Consider the following 15216-nt stretch of genomic DNA (forward strand, 5'->3'; position numbering starts at 1 on the left):
CCGATGCCACCGACGGATCCCAAAGGTCGGGGCGCGTCCGATCCGCGCCGCGACGGAAGGCGACAGGTGCGGCGCGGCTACTCCCCCCGGGGACACACCGTCGGCGACGACGGTGACGAGGACCGTCGCCGCCGCGCGGCCGTGCGCCGGGGCGGCGACGCCCTGCGTCCGGCATTGCGTCTGGTCGAGGGCGGCGCGGAACCCGAGTCTCCGCGCCGCACCGCCCGGGCCCGGGAACGCACCCGGCAGAAGGTGGCCGCCACCCCGGTCGACCGGCAGTCCAACACCCGCAGCGTCCGGGCCCGGCAGACCCAGCGGGCCACCGCCACCAAGGCCAGCGGCCCGCGCCGCCGGGTCATCAAGCGTCGGCTGCCCAAGATCGGCAACCCGAAACGGCGGCTGCGGCTGGGGATGACGCTGATCCTGCTGATCTTCGCGATCGCGGGCGGGCGGCTGGTGCAGCTTCAGGTCACCGACGCCGCGGCCTACGCCGCCGACGCGCTGGGACAGCGGCTGCAGGAGGAGATCATCCCCGGCTCCCGAGGCTCCATTCTGGACCGCAACGGCGAGCGGCTGGCGTTCTCCGGCGCCGCCCGGTACGTCTACGCCGACCCCGAACTCATCGAGGACCCCAAGAAGGCCGCCGACAAACTGACCCCGCTGCTGGGCATCCCGACCCGGGAACTGGCCGACAAGATGAAGCAGACCAAGGGCGACGGTCCACCGTCGCGCTTCGAGTACCTGGCCCGCGGCGTCGACGTCGAGATCGGCGACAAGATCGAGAAACTCGAGATCCCGGGGGTGCGGGTCGCCTACGACGAACGCCGCGAGGTGCCCGGACAGGACCTGGCGGCCAACATCATCGGCTTCACCGGCCTGGACGGCAACGGCCTCGGCGGCATGGAGGCCTCCTATGAGGACATCCTCGCCGGTCGCGACGGCGAACGCAAGTACGAGGTCAGCGCCTCGGGTCAGGAGATCCCCGGCGGCTTCCACCGCGAGGAGAAGGCCAAACCGGGCTCCGACCTGAAGCTGACCGTCGACTCCGACCTGCAGTACCAGGTGCAGCGGATCCTGTCGGACACCATGGCCAAGAAGAACGCCGAGTTCGGCGCCGCGGTGGTGATGGACGCCGACACCGGGGAAGTGGTGTCGATGGCCAGCGCGCCCAGCTACGACGCGGCCAACCCGATGGAGTACGACAAGTCGCTACGCGGCGACCGGGCCACCGACAGCGTCGTCGAACCCGGTTCGATCCACAAGGCCATCGTGGTGGGTGCCGCCCTGGAGGAGGGGATCATCGACCGCGACAGCGAACCGGTGGTCGGCCCGACGATCACCAAGGCCGACAACACCTACCGCGACACGCATCCGCATGAGAAACGTCCGATGACGATCGGCGGCATCCTGGCCCACTCCTCCAACGTGGGCACCATCGACCTGGCCGACAAGCTCGGACCCGAGAAGCTGTACGAGTACCAGAAGAAGTTCGGGCTCGGCGCCGGTACCGACGTCGGGGTCGCCGGCGAGGCGGCCGGAATCGTCCGCGAACCCTCCACCTGGCAGGGCAGCGACTTCGGGTCCATCCCGATCGGACTGGGTGTGGCGGTCACGCCGCTGCAGATGGCCGCCGGGTACAACGCGATCGCCAACGACGGGATGTACGTGCAGCCGAGTCTGGTGGAGTGCACGATCTCGCCCGACGGCGACAAGGACAAGGCCGACGCGCCGAAGAGCCACCGGGTGTTCTCCAAGAAGACCGCCCGCGACCTCCAGTACGTGTTGCAGGGCCCGATCGTGGTGCCCGACGGCACCGGAACCCTGGCCAAGATCCCCGGCTACAACGTGGCGGGCAAGACCGGTACCGGAAAGCTGGTGCGCGACGGCGAGTACGCGCCCGGCGAAGTGGCGTCCTTTGTGGGTTTCGCCCCGGCGGACAAGCCCGAGTACACCGTCGCGGTCTTCGCCTACACGCCCGGCGGTGGCGGCGGCGAGGTCACCGGGACCGCGTTCCGCGACATCATGCAGTACACGCTGGGCCACTACCGGGTGCCGCCGTCCACCGAGAAACCCGCCGACATCGAGGTCTACCCGACCTGACACTGATGGGGCGGGGCCAAACGGCCCCGCCCAACTCGTTCCTGTCTCCTTAACTGACGGCCGCCGCCACGGCCGGTTCGTCGGACCCGGCCGCCTCCGGCTTCGCCCGCTGACGCAATACCGTCAGCGCCACCAGCCACGCCACCGCGACGAAGGCCGCGCCCAGTCCGAACCCGAGTCCGTAGCCGTCGGTCAGCGCCTGGGCCTTGTCGCCGCCGTCGGCGAGGGTCGAGTCGATGCGGGCGGCCACGGCGGTGGACACCACCGCCAGCCCGATCGCGCCGCCCACCTGCTGGGTGGTGTTGAACAGCCCGGAGGTCACCCCGGAGTCCTCGGCGGCCACTTCGGACATCGCCAGCGACATCAGCGACGGCATGGTGATCCCGAAACCGAACGGCATGATCACCATGGCGGGCAACAGGTGCAGGTAGTAGTCGCCGTCCACCGGCACCCGCGACAGCAGCCACAGCCCGAAGGCCAGCAGCGGCAGCCCGGCCAGGATCAGCGTCCGGGGACCGAAGCGCAGCAGCAGCTTGGGGGCCACGGTCATGGACACCACGGCGATGACGATCGGCACCGGCAGGAACGCCAGCCCCGCCGACAGCGGCCGGTAACTCAGCACCTCCTGCATGTACAGCACGGTGTAGAACATGAACCCGAACAGCGCGGCGACCATGAGCGCCTGGATCAGGTTGGCCCCGGCGACGTTGCGCGATCGCAGGATCCGCAACGGCAGCAACGGGTTGGCCGCCTTGGCCTGCCGGACGAAGAACCCCGCCAGCAGCGCCACCGCCGCCGCGCCCAGCCCGATCGTCACCGGCGAGGCCCAGCCCCGGGACTCGGTCCCCACCAGCGCGTACACCACGAGCATCAACCCGGAGGTCACCAGCACGGCGCCGAACACGTCGGCCCCGGCCCGCCAGCCGATGCCACGATCGTTGCGCAGCAACCGAAGCGCCAGCGCACCCACGATGATCCCCAACGGGATGTTGATCCAGAACACCCAGTGCCAGCTCAGGCCCTCGGTCAGCACCCCGCCCACGACGGTCCCGGCCGCACCGCCACCGGCGGAGGCGAAGCCGAAGGCGCCCAGCGCCTTGGCCTGCGGCTTGGGGTCGCTGAAGATCGTCACCACCATGCCCAGCAGCCCGGCCGAGGTGACCGCGCCACCGAGACCCTGCACGAACCGCGCGACCAACAGGCTGGTCTGCCCGTCGGCGAAACCGCACCAGGCCGAGGCGGCGGTGAACAGCGCCAGCCCGGCGACGAACACGTACTTGCGGCTCAGCAGGTCGCCGAGCCGTCCGGCCAGCAACAGCAGCCCGCCGAACGGGATCACGTAGGCGTTGATGGTCCACACCAGGTTGGAGGCGGAGAAGTCGAGGTCCTCGCGGATGGCGGGCAGGGCCACGTTGACGATGTTCTGGTCGAGGATGATCATCACCTGCGCGGCGCACAGCACGATCACCGCCAGCCAACGGCGCCTCAGCTCGGACAGTTTCTCGGGGGACATCGGGACTCCTTCGGGGCTACCATGGGACATGATTTGTTCCTGGAGCCATCATGTGTTCCCGAAGCGGATTCCGTAAGAAGGCACTTTTATGTCCCAGAGGGCACATCGATGTAACCATCGAGGTCAGCGCGCCGTATCGACGTCTGTGACCTCGGTTACCGCGCTCCCCGTCACCAGCACAGCCACCGAGAGGAACCCATGAGCCGCCGCGAACAGGTCCTGCCCGACAGCCCGCTCCAGGCCGAGGCCTGCCCGATCGTCCAGGTCATCGACCGGGTCGCGGGGAAGTGGTCGGTGTCGATCCTCATCGCCGCCACCAAGGCCCCGGTGCGCTACACCGAGCTGGAGCGCAACATCACCGGCATCAGCCGCCGAATGCTCACCCTGACGCTGCGCAACCTGGAACGCGACGGCCTGCTGACCCGCACGGTCTACCCGACGGTGCCCCCCAAAGTGGAGTACTCGGCCACCGACAGCGCCCGCGAACTGTACGACCACCTGGTGGGCCTCGTCGAATGGGCCGAACGCCACCAGACCGACATCATCCAGTGCCGCAACGAATACGACCGCGAGCACCAGGCCGCCGCGGCAGCCTGACGCCCGCGCTGGCTCGCCGCTACGCCAAGCCCGCTCGCCGCAGTGCCTCGGCCATCGCGCCCTGCGGCTCGGACTGCTTGCCGCCGTCACGCCCGCGCGGCTTGCCGCCGCCCTTACGGTTGTCCTTGCCGCCCTTGCGATCGCCCTTGCCGCGCTTGTTGCCGTCGGACTGCTTCGGCGGCTTCGCCTCGGCCTTGTCCTGCAACCGCATCGTCAGCGAGATCCGCTTGCGCGCCTCGTCGACCTCCAGCACCCGCACCTTCACAATGTCACCCGGCTTGGCCACATCCCGGGGATCGGCCACATAGTCGTTCGACATCGCCGAGATGTGCACCAGACCATCCTGATGCACCCCCACGTCGACGAAGGCCCCGAAGGCCGCCACGTTCGTGACCGTGCCCTCCAGCACCATCCCCGGCGCCAGGTCGGACAGCTTCTCCACGCCCTCGGCGAACACCGCGGTCTTGAACTCCGGCCGCGGGTCCCGCCCCGGCTTGTCCAGTTCGGACAGGATGTCGGTCACGGTCGGCAGACCGAAGGTCTCGTCCACGAAGTCCTGCGGCTTCACCGACCCCAGCACCGACCGGTTGCCGATCAGCCCGCTGACGTCGCTGCCGGTGGCCTGCGCGATCCGCCGCACCACCGGATACGCCTCCGGGTGCACCGCCGAGGAGTCCAACGGGTCAACCCCGTCCCGGATCCGCAGGAAGCCCGCGCACTGCTCGAAAGCCTTGGGCCCCAACCGAGCCACATCCTGCAACCCCTTGCGCGACGTGAACGCGCCCGCCGTGTCGCGGTGCGCCACGATGTTGTCGGCCAGCGCCGAACTGATACCCGACACCCGCGCCAACAGTGGCGCCGAAGCCGTGTTGAGGTCCACGCCAACGCCGTTGACGCAGTCCTCCACGACGGCGTCCAGACTGTGCGACAGCTTGTGCTCGGCCAGATCGTGCTGATACTGACCCACCCCGATGGACTTCGGATCGATCTTCACCAGCTCCGCCAACGGATCCTGCAACCGCCGCGCGATCGACACCGCGCCCCGGATCGAAACGTCCAGTTCGGGCAGTTCCCTCGAAGCGTAGGCCGAGGCCGAATACACCGACGCCCCCGCCTCGGACACCATCACCTTGGTCAGCTGATGCCCCTTGGCCAACTTCACCAGGTCACCGGCGAGCTTGTCGGTCTCCCGCGACGCGGTCCCGTTGCCGATCGCGATGAGCTCCACATTGTGCCGTTTCACCAGCGCCGCCAACGTCGCCAGCGCCTCGTCCCACCGATTCTGCGGCTGATGCGGATAGATCGTCGCGGTGTCGACGACCTTGCCGGTCGCATCCACGACGGCGACCTTCACCCCGGTACGGAACCCCGGGTCCAGCCCCAGCGTTGTCCGGGTCCCCGCGGGAGCAGCCAGCAGCAGATCCCGCAGGTTCGCGGCGAACACGCTCACCGCCTCGTCCTCGGCCGCCTGCCACAACCGCACCCGCGTGTCGACGGCCAAGCCGACGCTCACCCGAGTCCGCCAGGCCCACCGCACCGAGTCCAGCAGCCACCTGTCGGCAGGCCGCCCTCGATCGGCGATCCCGAACCGCGCCGCGATCTCACGCTCATAGTCACTGGGCCCCACGCTCGCGGCGTCGTCCTCGGCCGAGGCCTCCAGCGACAGCGTCAGGACCTCCTCCTTCTCACCCCGGAACAGCGCCAGCACCCGGTGCGAGGGCAGCTTCCCGAACGGCTCGGCGAACTCGAAGTAGTCGGAGTACTTGGCGCCCTCGGTCTCCTTGCCCTCGCGCACCTTCGAGGTGATGTGCCCCTGCTTCCACATCCGCTCCCGCAACTGCCCGATCAGGTCCGCGTCCTCGGCGAACCGCTCGGTCAGGATCGCCCGCGCCCCGGCCAGCGCCGCCTCAGCGTCGGCGACCCCCTTGTCGGCGTCCACGAACTCGGCAGCGGTCGCCGCCGGATCCAGACTCGCGTCGCCCAACAACCGCTCCGCCAACGGCTCCAGCCCGGCCTCCCGCGCGATCTGGGCCTTGGTCCGCCGCTTCGGCTTGTACGGCAGATACAGGTCCTCCAACCGCGCCTTGGTCTCGGCGGACATGATCTGCCCCCGCAACTCGTCGGTCAGCTTGCCCTGCTTGTCAATCTCATCCAGAATGGACGCACGCCGCTCGTGCAACTCCCGCAGGTACCGCAACCGCTCCTCGAGCGTGCGCAACTGCGCGTCGTCCAGGGTCCCGGTGGCCTCCTTGCGGTACCGGGCGATGAACGGCACGGTCGCTCCGGAGTCGAGCAGGTCCACGGCGGCGGCCACCTGCCGCTCACCCACGCCCAGCTCGGTGGCGATGGCCTCATTGATGTCGACGGTCATGGTGGTCCCCTCCGCGGGTGGTCAGTCCGAGCAACGATTGTGCACGGTGCCGTTCAACGCCCCGACGCCAACCCAAGCCCCGCCCGCTCACAGATCGAACAGGGTGGGAGGCATGGCCCCCTCCATGGTCAGCAACCGCCGCTTCGTCTCCACCTGAGTCCCCCCACTCCCGGCGAACCCCCCGATCCCGCCATCCGCCGCGATAACCCGATGACAAGGCACAACGACCGGAATCGGATTCCCCGCCATAATGCCGCCCACCGCCCTCGCCCCGTCCGGCCGCCCGGCCAAAGCCGCCAACTCCCCATAACTGACGGTGTCCCCGTACCCGACCTTCTCCCACAGCACCCGCCGCACCTCCAGAGCCCACCCCTCACTCAGCCCCCAGTCCAACGGCACCTCGAACACCCGCCGCCCCCCACCGAAGTACTCCTCCAACTGCCCCCGCACAACCCCCAACAACTCCCGGGCCCCCACCGAGCCCGCCACCACTTCACCCTCCCCAAACGACACCCGCCGCAACCCCACCTCCGAAGCCGCGAACCACAGCGGCCCAATAGGAGTGTTCACGTTCACCGAAGCCATCTCACCAGTCATCCGCCCATAATGCGCCACCCCTACGACACCAACCCCATACCCCAGTTGCGAGCCCTCCGGGGCGTGAGTTAAAGTTCTCTCCGTTGCCGACACGGGATAACAAACCCGGAGTCAGCACACGCGGACGTAGCGCAGCTGGTAGCGCGACACCTTGCCAAGGTGTAGGTCGCGGGTTCGAACCCCGTCGTCCGCTCGGAGGTCGGACACAAGTGCCCGACAAAAGCGGCTTAACAGCCTGCGGTGGAGTGGCCGAGAGGCGAGGCAGCGGCCTGCAAAGCCGTTTACACGGGTTCAAATCCCGTCTCCACCTCGGAGTTTCCCCGGACGTTTAGCTCAGCGGGAGAGCGTTTCCCTGACACGGAAAAGGTCACAGGTTCAAATCCTGTAACGTCCACCAAGGCTAATCTGAAACATGGTCTGCGGAATGCGGGCCATGTTTTTTTGTGGGATTCCCGGTGTTCTCCGACAAATTTGCGCAGCGGTGTGGACGTCTGCGCTGTGTCCGGCGTGTGGCCATTCTGTTCATTTCGCTGCGGCGACCGACTGTATGCGGCTGCATGTGCGGTGCCGTGTGCGGGTGACGGACACCATGACGAGGTGGCGCGACCACTTTGGTCCGCCACGAGAACACCTCTAGGAGGAAGTGTGAGTATTCGTCGTTCCCTGGTTGCCGCGGCATTCGCGATTGCGGTTGTTCTGGCGGTAAGCGCGCCAGCAATTGCGTCACTGTCGGACTCCGGCGTGGCGGTTGCTCAAGACTGCATACCGGAGAAGTGCGGTAAGTAGTAACTTCTTGCGCCGCCGCGACGTTGCAGTGACATGCCGTCGCGGCGGTCGCCAGCCCGAGCGCTCCCAGCAGCCGCGCCTTATTGATGGCGATGGCCAACGAGGCAACAATGCAGCAGCCCGGCGGGGAAGTTGTGGTTGGCGACCGGCCGCAAAAGAGAAGGACCTTTAGGCTGAAGGTCCCTGTTTGCTTGCGCAGCAAGGCATTTCGCGTCTGTCTCGCCACAGTGGCGACAAAGTTCGCAATGGTCGAGAGTACAAACTGCATGGGGGACACCGCCGCACCAGGCGGGCGGGCCCTCTGTCAGTCGCTCAGTTCATCGACTTCAGCGGCATGCGCAGTGCGACCCGCCATCCGCGCTCGTCCGTCGGGCCTGCTTCGAGTGTTCCTCCCAGCAGTTCCGCTCGCTGTTTGAGGCCGATCAGTCCGTGTTTCGCGCTCGGCAGCGGCACTACCGGCCGATTTGGTGCCGCGTTGATGACCTCGGTCAGTACGACGCCGTCGTCTTGGGTGACGTGGATGCGGACCGCGGCGCCGGGGGCGTGCTTGCGGGCGTTGGTCAGGGCCTCTTGCACGGTGCGGTAGATCGCCCGTTGCATCGGCGGGTTCAACTCGGGAAGCGGTCCCGTTTGCAGTTGCGTCTCCATACCGGCGTTGTGCACCAGTTTGCCCAGCTGGTCGAGTGTGGGCTGTGGTGCCAGACTGGTGTCTCCGCCGCCTCCGGCGCGCAGCACGCTCACCATGTACCGCAGCTCGTCCAGGGTGCGTGTCGCCAGCGTCCGGATCGTGTCGGCCTCTCGCGCGACCGGCTCCTGGGCGCTGACCTGCAATGCTCCGGCTCTTACCGCGATCAGGCTCACTTGGTGCGAGACGACGTCGTGCATCTCCCTGGCGAGGTGGGCGCGCTCCTGTGCCAGCACCTTCTGCGTGGTCAGCGCCTGTTCGTGTTCGCGGACTTCGTTGATCTCATCGAGTCGCTTCGACAGCTCCTGCTTGGTCTGCACCAGTTGGCCAAGGAATACCGCAGCGCCGGCGGGAGCCAGTGAGTACACGCCCCATACCGGCCAGGACGATTCGGCCAGGATGTCGTCGCCACCCCACCATGGTGCGATCGTCAAGCCCGCGTAGACCAGGGCGCATCCGCTCAGCAGCCACCGGCTCCGTGTCTGGCACGCGACCGTGAACAGCGCGATGAGCGATGCTGCGGACTGACCCGTGAGCAACGGCATGGGCAGGGTGGCGATGAAGACGGCCAACGGGAATCGGCGGCGCAGGGCCAGCGCGAGCACTCCGGTCACCAGGAGGATGTCGTCCCACCAGTTCCCGGGCATGTGGTTGAACCACAGGTCGGCTGCGGCCACGGCGATGAGGGCGGCGTCGAGGAGGACGGCGGGCCAGCGTGAGCCTGAGCTCCACCAGGATCGTGGGGCCGCGTTCATCGTTGCTCGTCCTTGTCGAGCAGGCCCGCGCGCTCGGCCAGCAGCGCGGCCTGGACCCGGTTGGCCACTTCGAGTTTGGCGAGGATCGCCGAGACGTGGTCTTTGACTGTGCCGACACCGAGATAGAGGCGGGCGGCGATGTCGGCGTTGGACAGCCCGTCGGCGAGGTGCACGAGGACGGCCCGCTCCCGGTCGGTCAAGGTGTCGATGAGGGCGGTGTCGGCGGATTGTCTGCGGGTTGACGCGAGGTAGCCGTCCACGACGGTGGAGGTGACTTTCGGGGACAGCACCACGCCGTTGGCGGCGAGCGTGCGCACCTGCAGGGCCAGGTGGTCAGGCGCGGTGTCCTTGAGCAGGAATCCGGCCGCGCCCCGGTGAAGGGCGGCGGCGACGTACTCGTCGTTGTCGAAGGTGGTGAGCATGGCGACCACGGGCGGTGAAGGCTTCGACAGCATGCGGTCGAGCACGGTCAGACCATCCACATCGGGCATACGGATGTCGAGCAGGACGATGTCGGGACGCAGCCGCTCGGTCTCGGTCACCGCGCGGGCGCCGGTGACCGCGCCGACCACCTCGATGTCGGGCGCGGCGTTGAGTATGAGCTCGATGCCGCTGCGGATCAGTGCCTCGTCGTCGACGATCATTACCCGGATCACGGCTGCTCCTCGCTTGTCAGTGACACGGGTTGATTCGTAGCACGTCCGGGCGCGGCCATGCTCGGTTCGCGGCAGCTCCGCGAGGTTTTCCGCCGGTCGGCGGGGTCCTTCGGTCGATCGGCGGGTGAGCGATCCCTGCTAGGAGGGAGCGGTTCCCGCCGTCTGCGGTAGCGCGGCGGACCTTCGCCGGATGGGAAGTGCGCTCGCGCCGCCGCAGGCTGAATCCATGACTGACACCGACACTGTGCGGAGCGAGCGGACGCTGCGGCCGTTCCGCACCGACCGCGAGACGCCGCCCCAACCGAAACCGCAGCGAGGTGGCGCACTCGGTCGAGTGCTCGGGCTCGACCTGGCCCGCGCGCTGGCGATCTTCGGCATGTTCTACGCGCACGTGGGGCCGATGCAGGAGTTCAAGAATCCCGTGGTCAACACGATCATGCAGATTCCGCACGGCCGAGCGTCGGCGCTGTTCGCGGTCCTGGCCGGTTTGTCGCTGGTCCTGCTCGCGGGCGGTCGCCGACCGCTGCCTGCGCTCGAACGACGGCAGCGGATCGTGAAGATCGTCATCCGGGCGCTCCTGCTGATCGCCCTCGGTACGGCCCTGACGCTGTGGCTGCACACCGACATCGTCATCCTGGCGTTCTACGGCCTGTTCTTTCTGCTCGCGCTGCCGTTCGTGCGGTGCGGTGTCAAGACACTGGCGGTCCTCTCGGCCGCGTTCGCGGTCGTCGGCTCGGTGGTCTTCTACTGGATCGCCATGGCGCAGCCGTCCTTCGTCACCGCTTTGAACGCGCATGACCCGATCACCCGCATGGGCGCGGACGGCCTCGGCCGGCTCCTGTTCACCGGCCTCTACCCGGCCGTCCCGTGGCTGGCGTACATCTTCGCGGGCATGGCGATCGCCAAGCTCGACCTGTCCGCCAAGCGGGTGCGTATCGGCATGGCCTCGGTCGGTGCCGGACTGGGCCTGGCCGGTTACGGACTCTCGTGGGTGCTTCAGAAGGTCTTGTTCGCCGGAGGCGGCATGGGCGGCGGATCCGGTTCCTCCGGTTCGAGTACGGCGTCGACTTCGACGGCCTCGGGCTCATCCGGGATGAGTGGTTCGTCCGGCACGTGGTCCGATTCGATGAGCGGATTCGATCCGTGGTCGTCGGACATGCTGCAGTTCCTGCTTTCGGCTTCTCCGCACTCAGGCACCGCGTTCGAGCTGCTGGGCAATATCGGTATCGCGATGCTGGTCATCACCGGGTCGGTCGTGCTGCTTGACCGGTCCGCGCTGGCCCAAAAGCTCCTGGCGCCGGTCACGGCGGCCGGTGCGATGTCTCTGACCCTGTACGTCGCCCACCTGTGGGCCCTCAATCACGTCCCGTCGAACAGCGACGGCGGCTCAGTCACCGCGGCGCTGGCGGTGTGGGGCTGGTTCTGCGTGGCGGGCATCGCGTTCGCGTTCGTGTGGTCCCGGTTCTTCAAGCGTGGCCCGCTCGAATACGCGATGCAGTGGGCCACGAGCCCCGCCAAACTGGTGCGCTGACCGACCGCAGCGCTGTCGCAATGGGAAGCCGCTGGACCGGAGCGAGCGCTCCGGTCCAGCGGCTTCCCTCCAATTGATTCCAGAGAACGACATGACCGCTCCTGACATCGCGCTCGTGTGTGCGGACGACGCCGACCTCTTGTCCTTCCGGAAGGAACTACAGCGGGCGTTCGCCGAAGCGGTAGTCGGCGGCGCGGTGCTGCAGATCAACGCTCGGGCGCAGCGCAACATCCACTTCTACGTCAACAAGTGCGGGTTCCACATCGTCGAGTTCTTCAATGAACACCACCCCGATCCGCACGACCTGCCTGGAGCGGCGGACCGATTCGGTCGGCTGCCGGCTTCCCCCGCCGGTCGGGGTCACAGTTCCCGCCGATCGGCGAGTCGGATACCGCGTACTGCCGGGTGGTTCGCGCCGTCCCTTCACCACAGAGTGGAGATATGACACATTCGCAACTGCCGCAAGAGAAAGCAGCTCCGCAGGAGCGCGCGTCGCTCTCGCCTCTGAACCCCGGCACGTCCGACGACCCCGCTCCGACCGCTCCCCCTGCGAAAGGGGACGCGTCGATGGGACGCCTCGTCGGCGTGGACCTGGCTCGGGCGCTGGCCGTGTTCGGCATGTACATCGTGCACGTCGGGCCGATGCTGTCGACCACGAGCGGCGTCGGCAGTTGGATCCGGTACCTGGCCGACGGGCATTCGTCGGTCCTGTTCGCGACCCTCGCGGGCTTCTCGTTGATGCTCATCGCCGGCCGCAAGGAACCGAAGACCGGCCTGGCCGGACGGAAGGCGAAGGCGCGCATCGCGATCCGCGCGGTCGTCCTGCTCGCCTTCGGCACGCTCTTGGCGAAGTTCTACGGCGACGTCATCATCATCGGCTTCTACGGGGTCTACTTCCTCGTCGCCATGCTGTTCCTCAAGCTGAGCGGAAAGACGCTCGCGATCACCGCGGCCGCGCTCGCGATCGTCGGGCCGCAGCTGAAGTTCGTGCTGAGCCCACTGCTGAGCGGCTCGGTCACGCAGACCGTCGACGCGTACGACCCGCTGGAGAAACTCAGCGGCGTGGGCGTGATCGACCTGTTGATCACCGGCTTCTACCCGACGATCCCCTGGATCGCTTTCGTGGTCGCCGGTATGGCCCTGGGACGCGTCGACCTGTCCGCCCCCGCCAACCAGCGGCGCCTGGCCGCACTCGGCGCCGGGCTCACCGTGGCAGCGTACGGCCTGTCGCTGCTGCTGGCCGGCAAGAACGCGCTGCGAAGCATGGCGGAGGACGGGTCGTCCTCCGGCTCGGGGTCCTGGTCGGGTTCGGGTTCTGGCTCGTGGTCGGGCTCGTCGAAGCCGCCGATGGACAGCGGGTCGTTCGGCTACCAGCCTTCGGTCAGCGACCTCTTTGCCGCCGGGCCGCACAGCGGCACCACGTTCGACATCATCGGCAGCGTCGGCATCGCCGTTCTGGTGATCGTGGGGGCCACGTTCCTGATGGACCGCCTGCCGCGCCTGCGCCGCCTGATGGCCCCGGTCGTCGCGGTCGGCACGATGTCCCTGACCGCCTATGTCGGCCACTTCGTCATCATGTCGTGGCTCTCCCTGCCCGGCGGCGGCGTCCGCGGATCCTGGATCCCGGTGCTCACGCTCATCCTCGGAGCGATCGTCTTCGCCGCGATCTGGTCCCGCTTCTTCAAACGCGGCCCGCTCGAGTACCTGCTCAACCTCACCACCAAACCGGCCAAGTACGTCAAGTGAGGCAGCGGAACGCACGGCTGTTGTCCTAAACGGGCAGGGGCGCCGAACTTGAACGATTCGGCGCCCCTTACTGGCTGCGGCTGTTCGACTTGTTCGTTCAGGCGGGGGACGGGCTTCGCTCGGGTTCGGTCTCGATGTGTGGCGCCTCTTGGGCTTTGCGGCGCTTGGCGCTGGAGATCGTGGTGCCGATGGCGTACATGAGGACTCCGACGGCCACCCAGACAGCGAGCACCCAGATCGCTTGGGTGGAGCCGGTTCCGTCGAAGAAGCCGGTGGAGCGCAGTAGGGTGCCGGTGGCTCCTGGGGGGAGTAGTTGTCCCACCGTCGACCAGCCGGTAGGGAGCAGTTCGGGGGCACTTGCCAGGCCGGACAGCGGATTGCCCAGCAGGATGAGGGTCGCGGCACCGAGCCCCAGTCCGGCTTTGCCCAGTACCGCATGCAATCCCAGCACCATCCAGGCGGCGGCGGATATGCCCAGCGCTCCGGCCGCGGTGTTGATCCAGTAGTCACCGGCGATGGATCCGAACCAGAACTGCAGGATCGCGATGAGGGTCGCCGCTGCCACGCTGGTGAGGACGATGAGGCCGATGACCTGTCGGAGCGTGCCGACCACTGTCAGGGCCAGCATGATCGCGGAGATGTATCCGGCCAGGGCGAGTGGTAGTGCCCCGGCCGCTAGGCCGCGCTGGTTGGGGTCGTCATCGGCGGCCGGGTGTACGTCCTCGACCGGTACTTTCGCGCCCGACTCGGCGCTCATCTTGGCCGCCATCTGGGTCAGCATTGTGGAGACCGCGGGGCTGGCAGCGCTGGCTGTGTACATGGTCATTCCTTGTGGGCCAATGACTATGGCGCCGTAGACCTCGCGGTCGTCGATGAGTTCGCGTGCCTCGTCCTCGGTTTCGATGACGGTGAGGTCGAAGGTCTCGGCGTCCTTGGCCTCGAGTTGGTCGGCCACTTGCTCGGCGGCGGTGGCGGGTCCGGCCACGGCCAGGGGAATGTCGTGCGGCTCGGATTTGAGCGCGGGGAGGGCGAAGGCCAGCAGGATCACGGTCAGTAGAGCGACCAGACCCAGGATCGAGATGCCGATCTTCAGCCAGGGGGTCGGTGTGGCCGATGGATTTTGGGTGGACATGGTAGGCACTCCAAGAAGTAGTCACGATGCCAAGTAAGAGACGGTTAGTCTCTTATAATCGACAGTAGTGTGCGAAATTAAGAGACGCAACGTCTCTTGAGGGAAGATGTTGAGGTGTCCGACACCATGACCGAAGGCAGCGACGAGTTGACCGAGCCCGCCAAACGGCGGCGGGGTAAGGAATTGGAGGCGGCGATCCTGGCGGCCGCCTGGGAGGAGCTGCTTGAGGTCGGCTATTCCGGATTCCACATTGAGAACGTCGCGGCGCGGGCGCAGACCGGCAAGGCCGTGCTGTACCGACGGTGGTCGAGCCGCGCCGAGTTGGTGTTGGCCGTGGTGTCCAGCAGGGCCCCCGACAAGGATGAGGTCCCGAACACCGGAGACCTGCGCACCGATGTGATCGCGCTGATGACCTGGATGGCCGGACGGCTGTTGCCGGTCGGGCGTGACGTGACGCTGGGGTTGGTATCCGAGGTCTATCGGAACCCGGAGCTGTCCGAGCGATTGCGCGCGCTGATCGTGGAGACGTTTCAGCACCGGACGATGGGGCCGATCATCGACCGGGCCGTGGAACGGGGGCAGGTGGACCGTGACCGGGTCACCCTGCGCGTGGTCACCCTGCCGATCGACCTGATGCGCAACGACATGCTGCTGTACGGGACAGCGTCCGAGGACTCCATCACGGAGATCGTGGACCAGATATTCCTGCCCGTCATCGGATATCGCGGACGAACCGACGCGGGTTAA

General features: G+C 67.5%; 11 protein-coding genes, 3 tRNA genes and 1 pseudogene. 9 read left to right on the top strand and 6 right to left on the bottom strand.

What is annotated here, in order from left to right; genetic code table 11:
* The first annotated feature begins 3 nt into the window (after positions 1-3).
* A complete protein-coding gene (locus tag SNAS_RS13120) occupies positions 4-2100 on the top strand; it encodes a peptidoglycan D,D-transpeptidase FtsI family protein (RefSeq protein WP_041624836.1) in 2097 nt (698 codons plus the stop codon).
* Between the two features lie 49 nt (positions 2101-2149).
* Here SNAS_RS13120 and SNAS_RS13125 read toward each other — a convergent pair whose 3' ends face one another.
* Positions 2150-3613, bottom strand: a complete 1464-nt coding sequence (locus tag SNAS_RS13125) for an MFS transporter (RefSeq protein ID WP_013017914.1) — start codon at positions 3611-3613, stop codon at positions 2150-2152.
* Positions 3614-3811: 198 nt separating this feature from the next.
* Between SNAS_RS13125 and SNAS_RS13130 the strand changes: the two genes are divergently transcribed.
* Positions 3812-4210: a winged helix-turn-helix transcriptional regulator gene (locus SNAS_RS13130; protein WP_013017915.1), complete on the top strand. Its 399-nt coding sequence runs from the start codon at positions 3812-3814 to the stop codon at positions 4208-4210.
* 19 nt (positions 4211-4229) lie between these two features.
* Here the strand turns inward: SNAS_RS13130 and SNAS_RS13135 are convergent, their stop codons facing one another.
* Together SNAS_RS13135 and SNAS_RS13140 are read right to left on the bottom strand one after the other, a co-directional pair.
* Positions 4230-6581: a Tex family protein gene (locus SNAS_RS13135; RefSeq protein ID WP_013017916.1), complete on the bottom strand. Its 2352-nt coding sequence runs from the start codon at positions 6579-6581 to the stop codon at positions 4230-4232.
* 87 nt (positions 6582-6668) lie between these two features.
* Positions 6669-7178: a methylated-DNA--[protein]-cysteine S-methyltransferase gene (locus SNAS_RS13140; protein ID WP_041624837.1), complete on the bottom strand. Its 510-nt coding sequence runs from the start codon at positions 7176-7178 to the stop codon at positions 6669-6671.
* A gap of 120 nt (positions 7179-7298) precedes the next feature.
* Between SNAS_RS13140 and SNAS_RS13145 the strand changes: the two genes are divergently transcribed.
* From SNAS_RS13145 to SNAS_RS13155, 3 genes are all read left to right on the top strand, one after another.
* Positions 7299-7371 (top strand) — tRNA-Gly (locus SNAS_RS13145).
* 46 nt (positions 7372-7417) lie between these two features.
* A tRNA-Cys gene (locus SNAS_RS13150) sits at positions 7418-7488 on the top strand.
* 12 nt (positions 7489-7500) lie between these two features.
* Positions 7501-7575: transfer RNA gene (locus tag SNAS_RS13155), tRNA-Val, on the top strand.
* Between the two features lie 701 nt (positions 7576-8276).
* On the opposite strand, the gene SNAS_RS13160 is transcribed toward SNAS_RS13155, so the two are convergent.
* The gene (locus tag SNAS_RS13160; protein WP_013017919.1) at positions 8277-9404 is read right to left on the bottom strand and encodes a sensor histidine kinase; all 1128 of its coding nucleotides are present in this window, start codon (positions 9402-9404) and stop codon (positions 8277-8279) included.
* Positions 9401-10060: a response regulator gene (locus SNAS_RS13165; RefSeq protein WP_013017920.1), complete on the bottom strand. Its 660-nt coding sequence runs from the start codon at positions 10058-10060 to the stop codon at positions 9401-9403. The genes SNAS_RS13160 and SNAS_RS13165 overlap by 4 nt, the downstream gene beginning before the upstream one ends.
* Positions 10061-10286: 226 nt before the next feature.
* On the opposite strand from SNAS_RS13165, the gene SNAS_RS13170 reads away from it, so the two are divergent.
* The 3 genes and pseudogenes from SNAS_RS13170 to SNAS_RS13180 all read left to right on the top strand — a co-directional run bounded on the left by SNAS_RS13170 (position 10287) and on the right by SNAS_RS13180 (position 13337).
* Complete coding sequence (locus SNAS_RS13170; RefSeq protein ID WP_013017921.1) at positions 10287-11591, top strand: heparan-alpha-glucosaminide N-acetyltransferase domain-containing protein; 1305 nt, start codon at positions 10287-10289, stop codon at positions 11589-11591.
* A 220-nt stretch (positions 11592-11811) separates the two neighbouring features.
* Positions 11812-11895: pseudogene (locus SNAS_RS37610) on the top strand (GNAT family N-acetyltransferase); the annotation flags it as partial.
* Positions 11896-12032: 137 nt separating this feature from the next.
* Positions 12033-13337 carry a DUF418 domain-containing protein gene (locus tag SNAS_RS13180; RefSeq protein ID WP_013017923.1) on the top strand — a complete coding sequence of 435 codons (1305 nt, stop codon included), beginning with the start codon at positions 12033-12035 and terminating at the stop codon, positions 13335-13337.
* Between the two features lie 97 nt (positions 13338-13434).
* Here the strand turns inward: SNAS_RS13180 and SNAS_RS13185 are convergent, their stop codons facing one another.
* The gene (locus SNAS_RS13185) at positions 13435-14469 is read right to left on the bottom strand and encodes an ABC transporter permease (protein ID WP_013017924.1); all 1035 of its coding nucleotides are present in this window, start codon (positions 14467-14469) and stop codon (positions 13435-13437) included.
* A 126-nt stretch (positions 14470-14595) separates the two neighbouring features.
* On the opposite strand from SNAS_RS13185, the gene SNAS_RS13190 reads away from it, so the two are divergent.
* Positions 14596-15216: a TetR/AcrR family transcriptional regulator gene (locus SNAS_RS13190; RefSeq protein ID WP_013017925.1), complete on the top strand. Its 621-nt coding sequence runs from the start codon at positions 14596-14598 to the stop codon at positions 15214-15216.

The organism is Stackebrandtia nassauensis DSM 44728 (assembly GCF_000024545.1).
Taxonomy (GTDB): domain Bacteria; phylum Actinomycetota; class Actinomycetes; order Mycobacteriales; family Micromonosporaceae; genus Stackebrandtia; species Stackebrandtia nassauensis.

Excerpts from the sequence above, each read along its gene's own strand:
- SNAS_RS13120 (WP_041624836.1), top strand. The coding sequence starts at position 4 with ATGCCACCGACGGATCCCAAAGGTCGGGGCGCGTCCGATCCGCGCCGC.
- SNAS_RS13125 (WP_013017914.1), bottom strand. The coding sequence starts at position 3,613 with ATGTCCCCCGAGAAACTGTCCGAGCTGAGGCGCCGTTGGCTGGCGGTG.
- SNAS_RS13130 (WP_013017915.1), top strand. The coding sequence starts at position 3,812 with ATGAGCCGCCGCGAACAGGTCCTGCCCGACAGCCCGCTCCAGGCCGAG.
- SNAS_RS13135 (WP_013017916.1), bottom strand. The coding sequence starts at position 6,581 with ATGACCGTCGACATCAATGAGGCCATCGCCACCGAGCTGGGCGTGGGT.
- SNAS_RS13140 (WP_041624837.1), bottom strand. The coding sequence starts at position 7,178 with ATGACTGGTGAGATGGCTTCGGTGAACGTGAACACTCCTATTGGGCCG.
- SNAS_RS13160 (WP_013017919.1), bottom strand. The coding sequence starts at position 9,404 with ATGAACGCGGCCCCACGATCCTGGTGGAGCTCAGGCTCACGCTGGCCC.
- SNAS_RS13170 (WP_013017921.1), top strand. The coding sequence starts at position 10,287 with ATGACTGACACCGACACTGTGCGGAGCGAGCGGACGCTGCGGCCGTTC.
- SNAS_RS13180 (WP_013017923.1), top strand. The coding sequence starts at position 12,033 with ATGACACATTCGCAACTGCCGCAAGAGAAAGCAGCTCCGCAGGAGCGC.
- SNAS_RS13185 (WP_013017924.1), bottom strand. The coding sequence starts at position 14,469 with ATGTCCACCCAAAATCCATCGGCCACACCGACCCCCTGGCTGAAGATC.
- SNAS_RS13190 (WP_013017925.1), top strand. The coding sequence starts at position 14,596 with ATGACCGAAGGCAGCGACGAGTTGACCGAGCCCGCCAAACGGCGGCGG.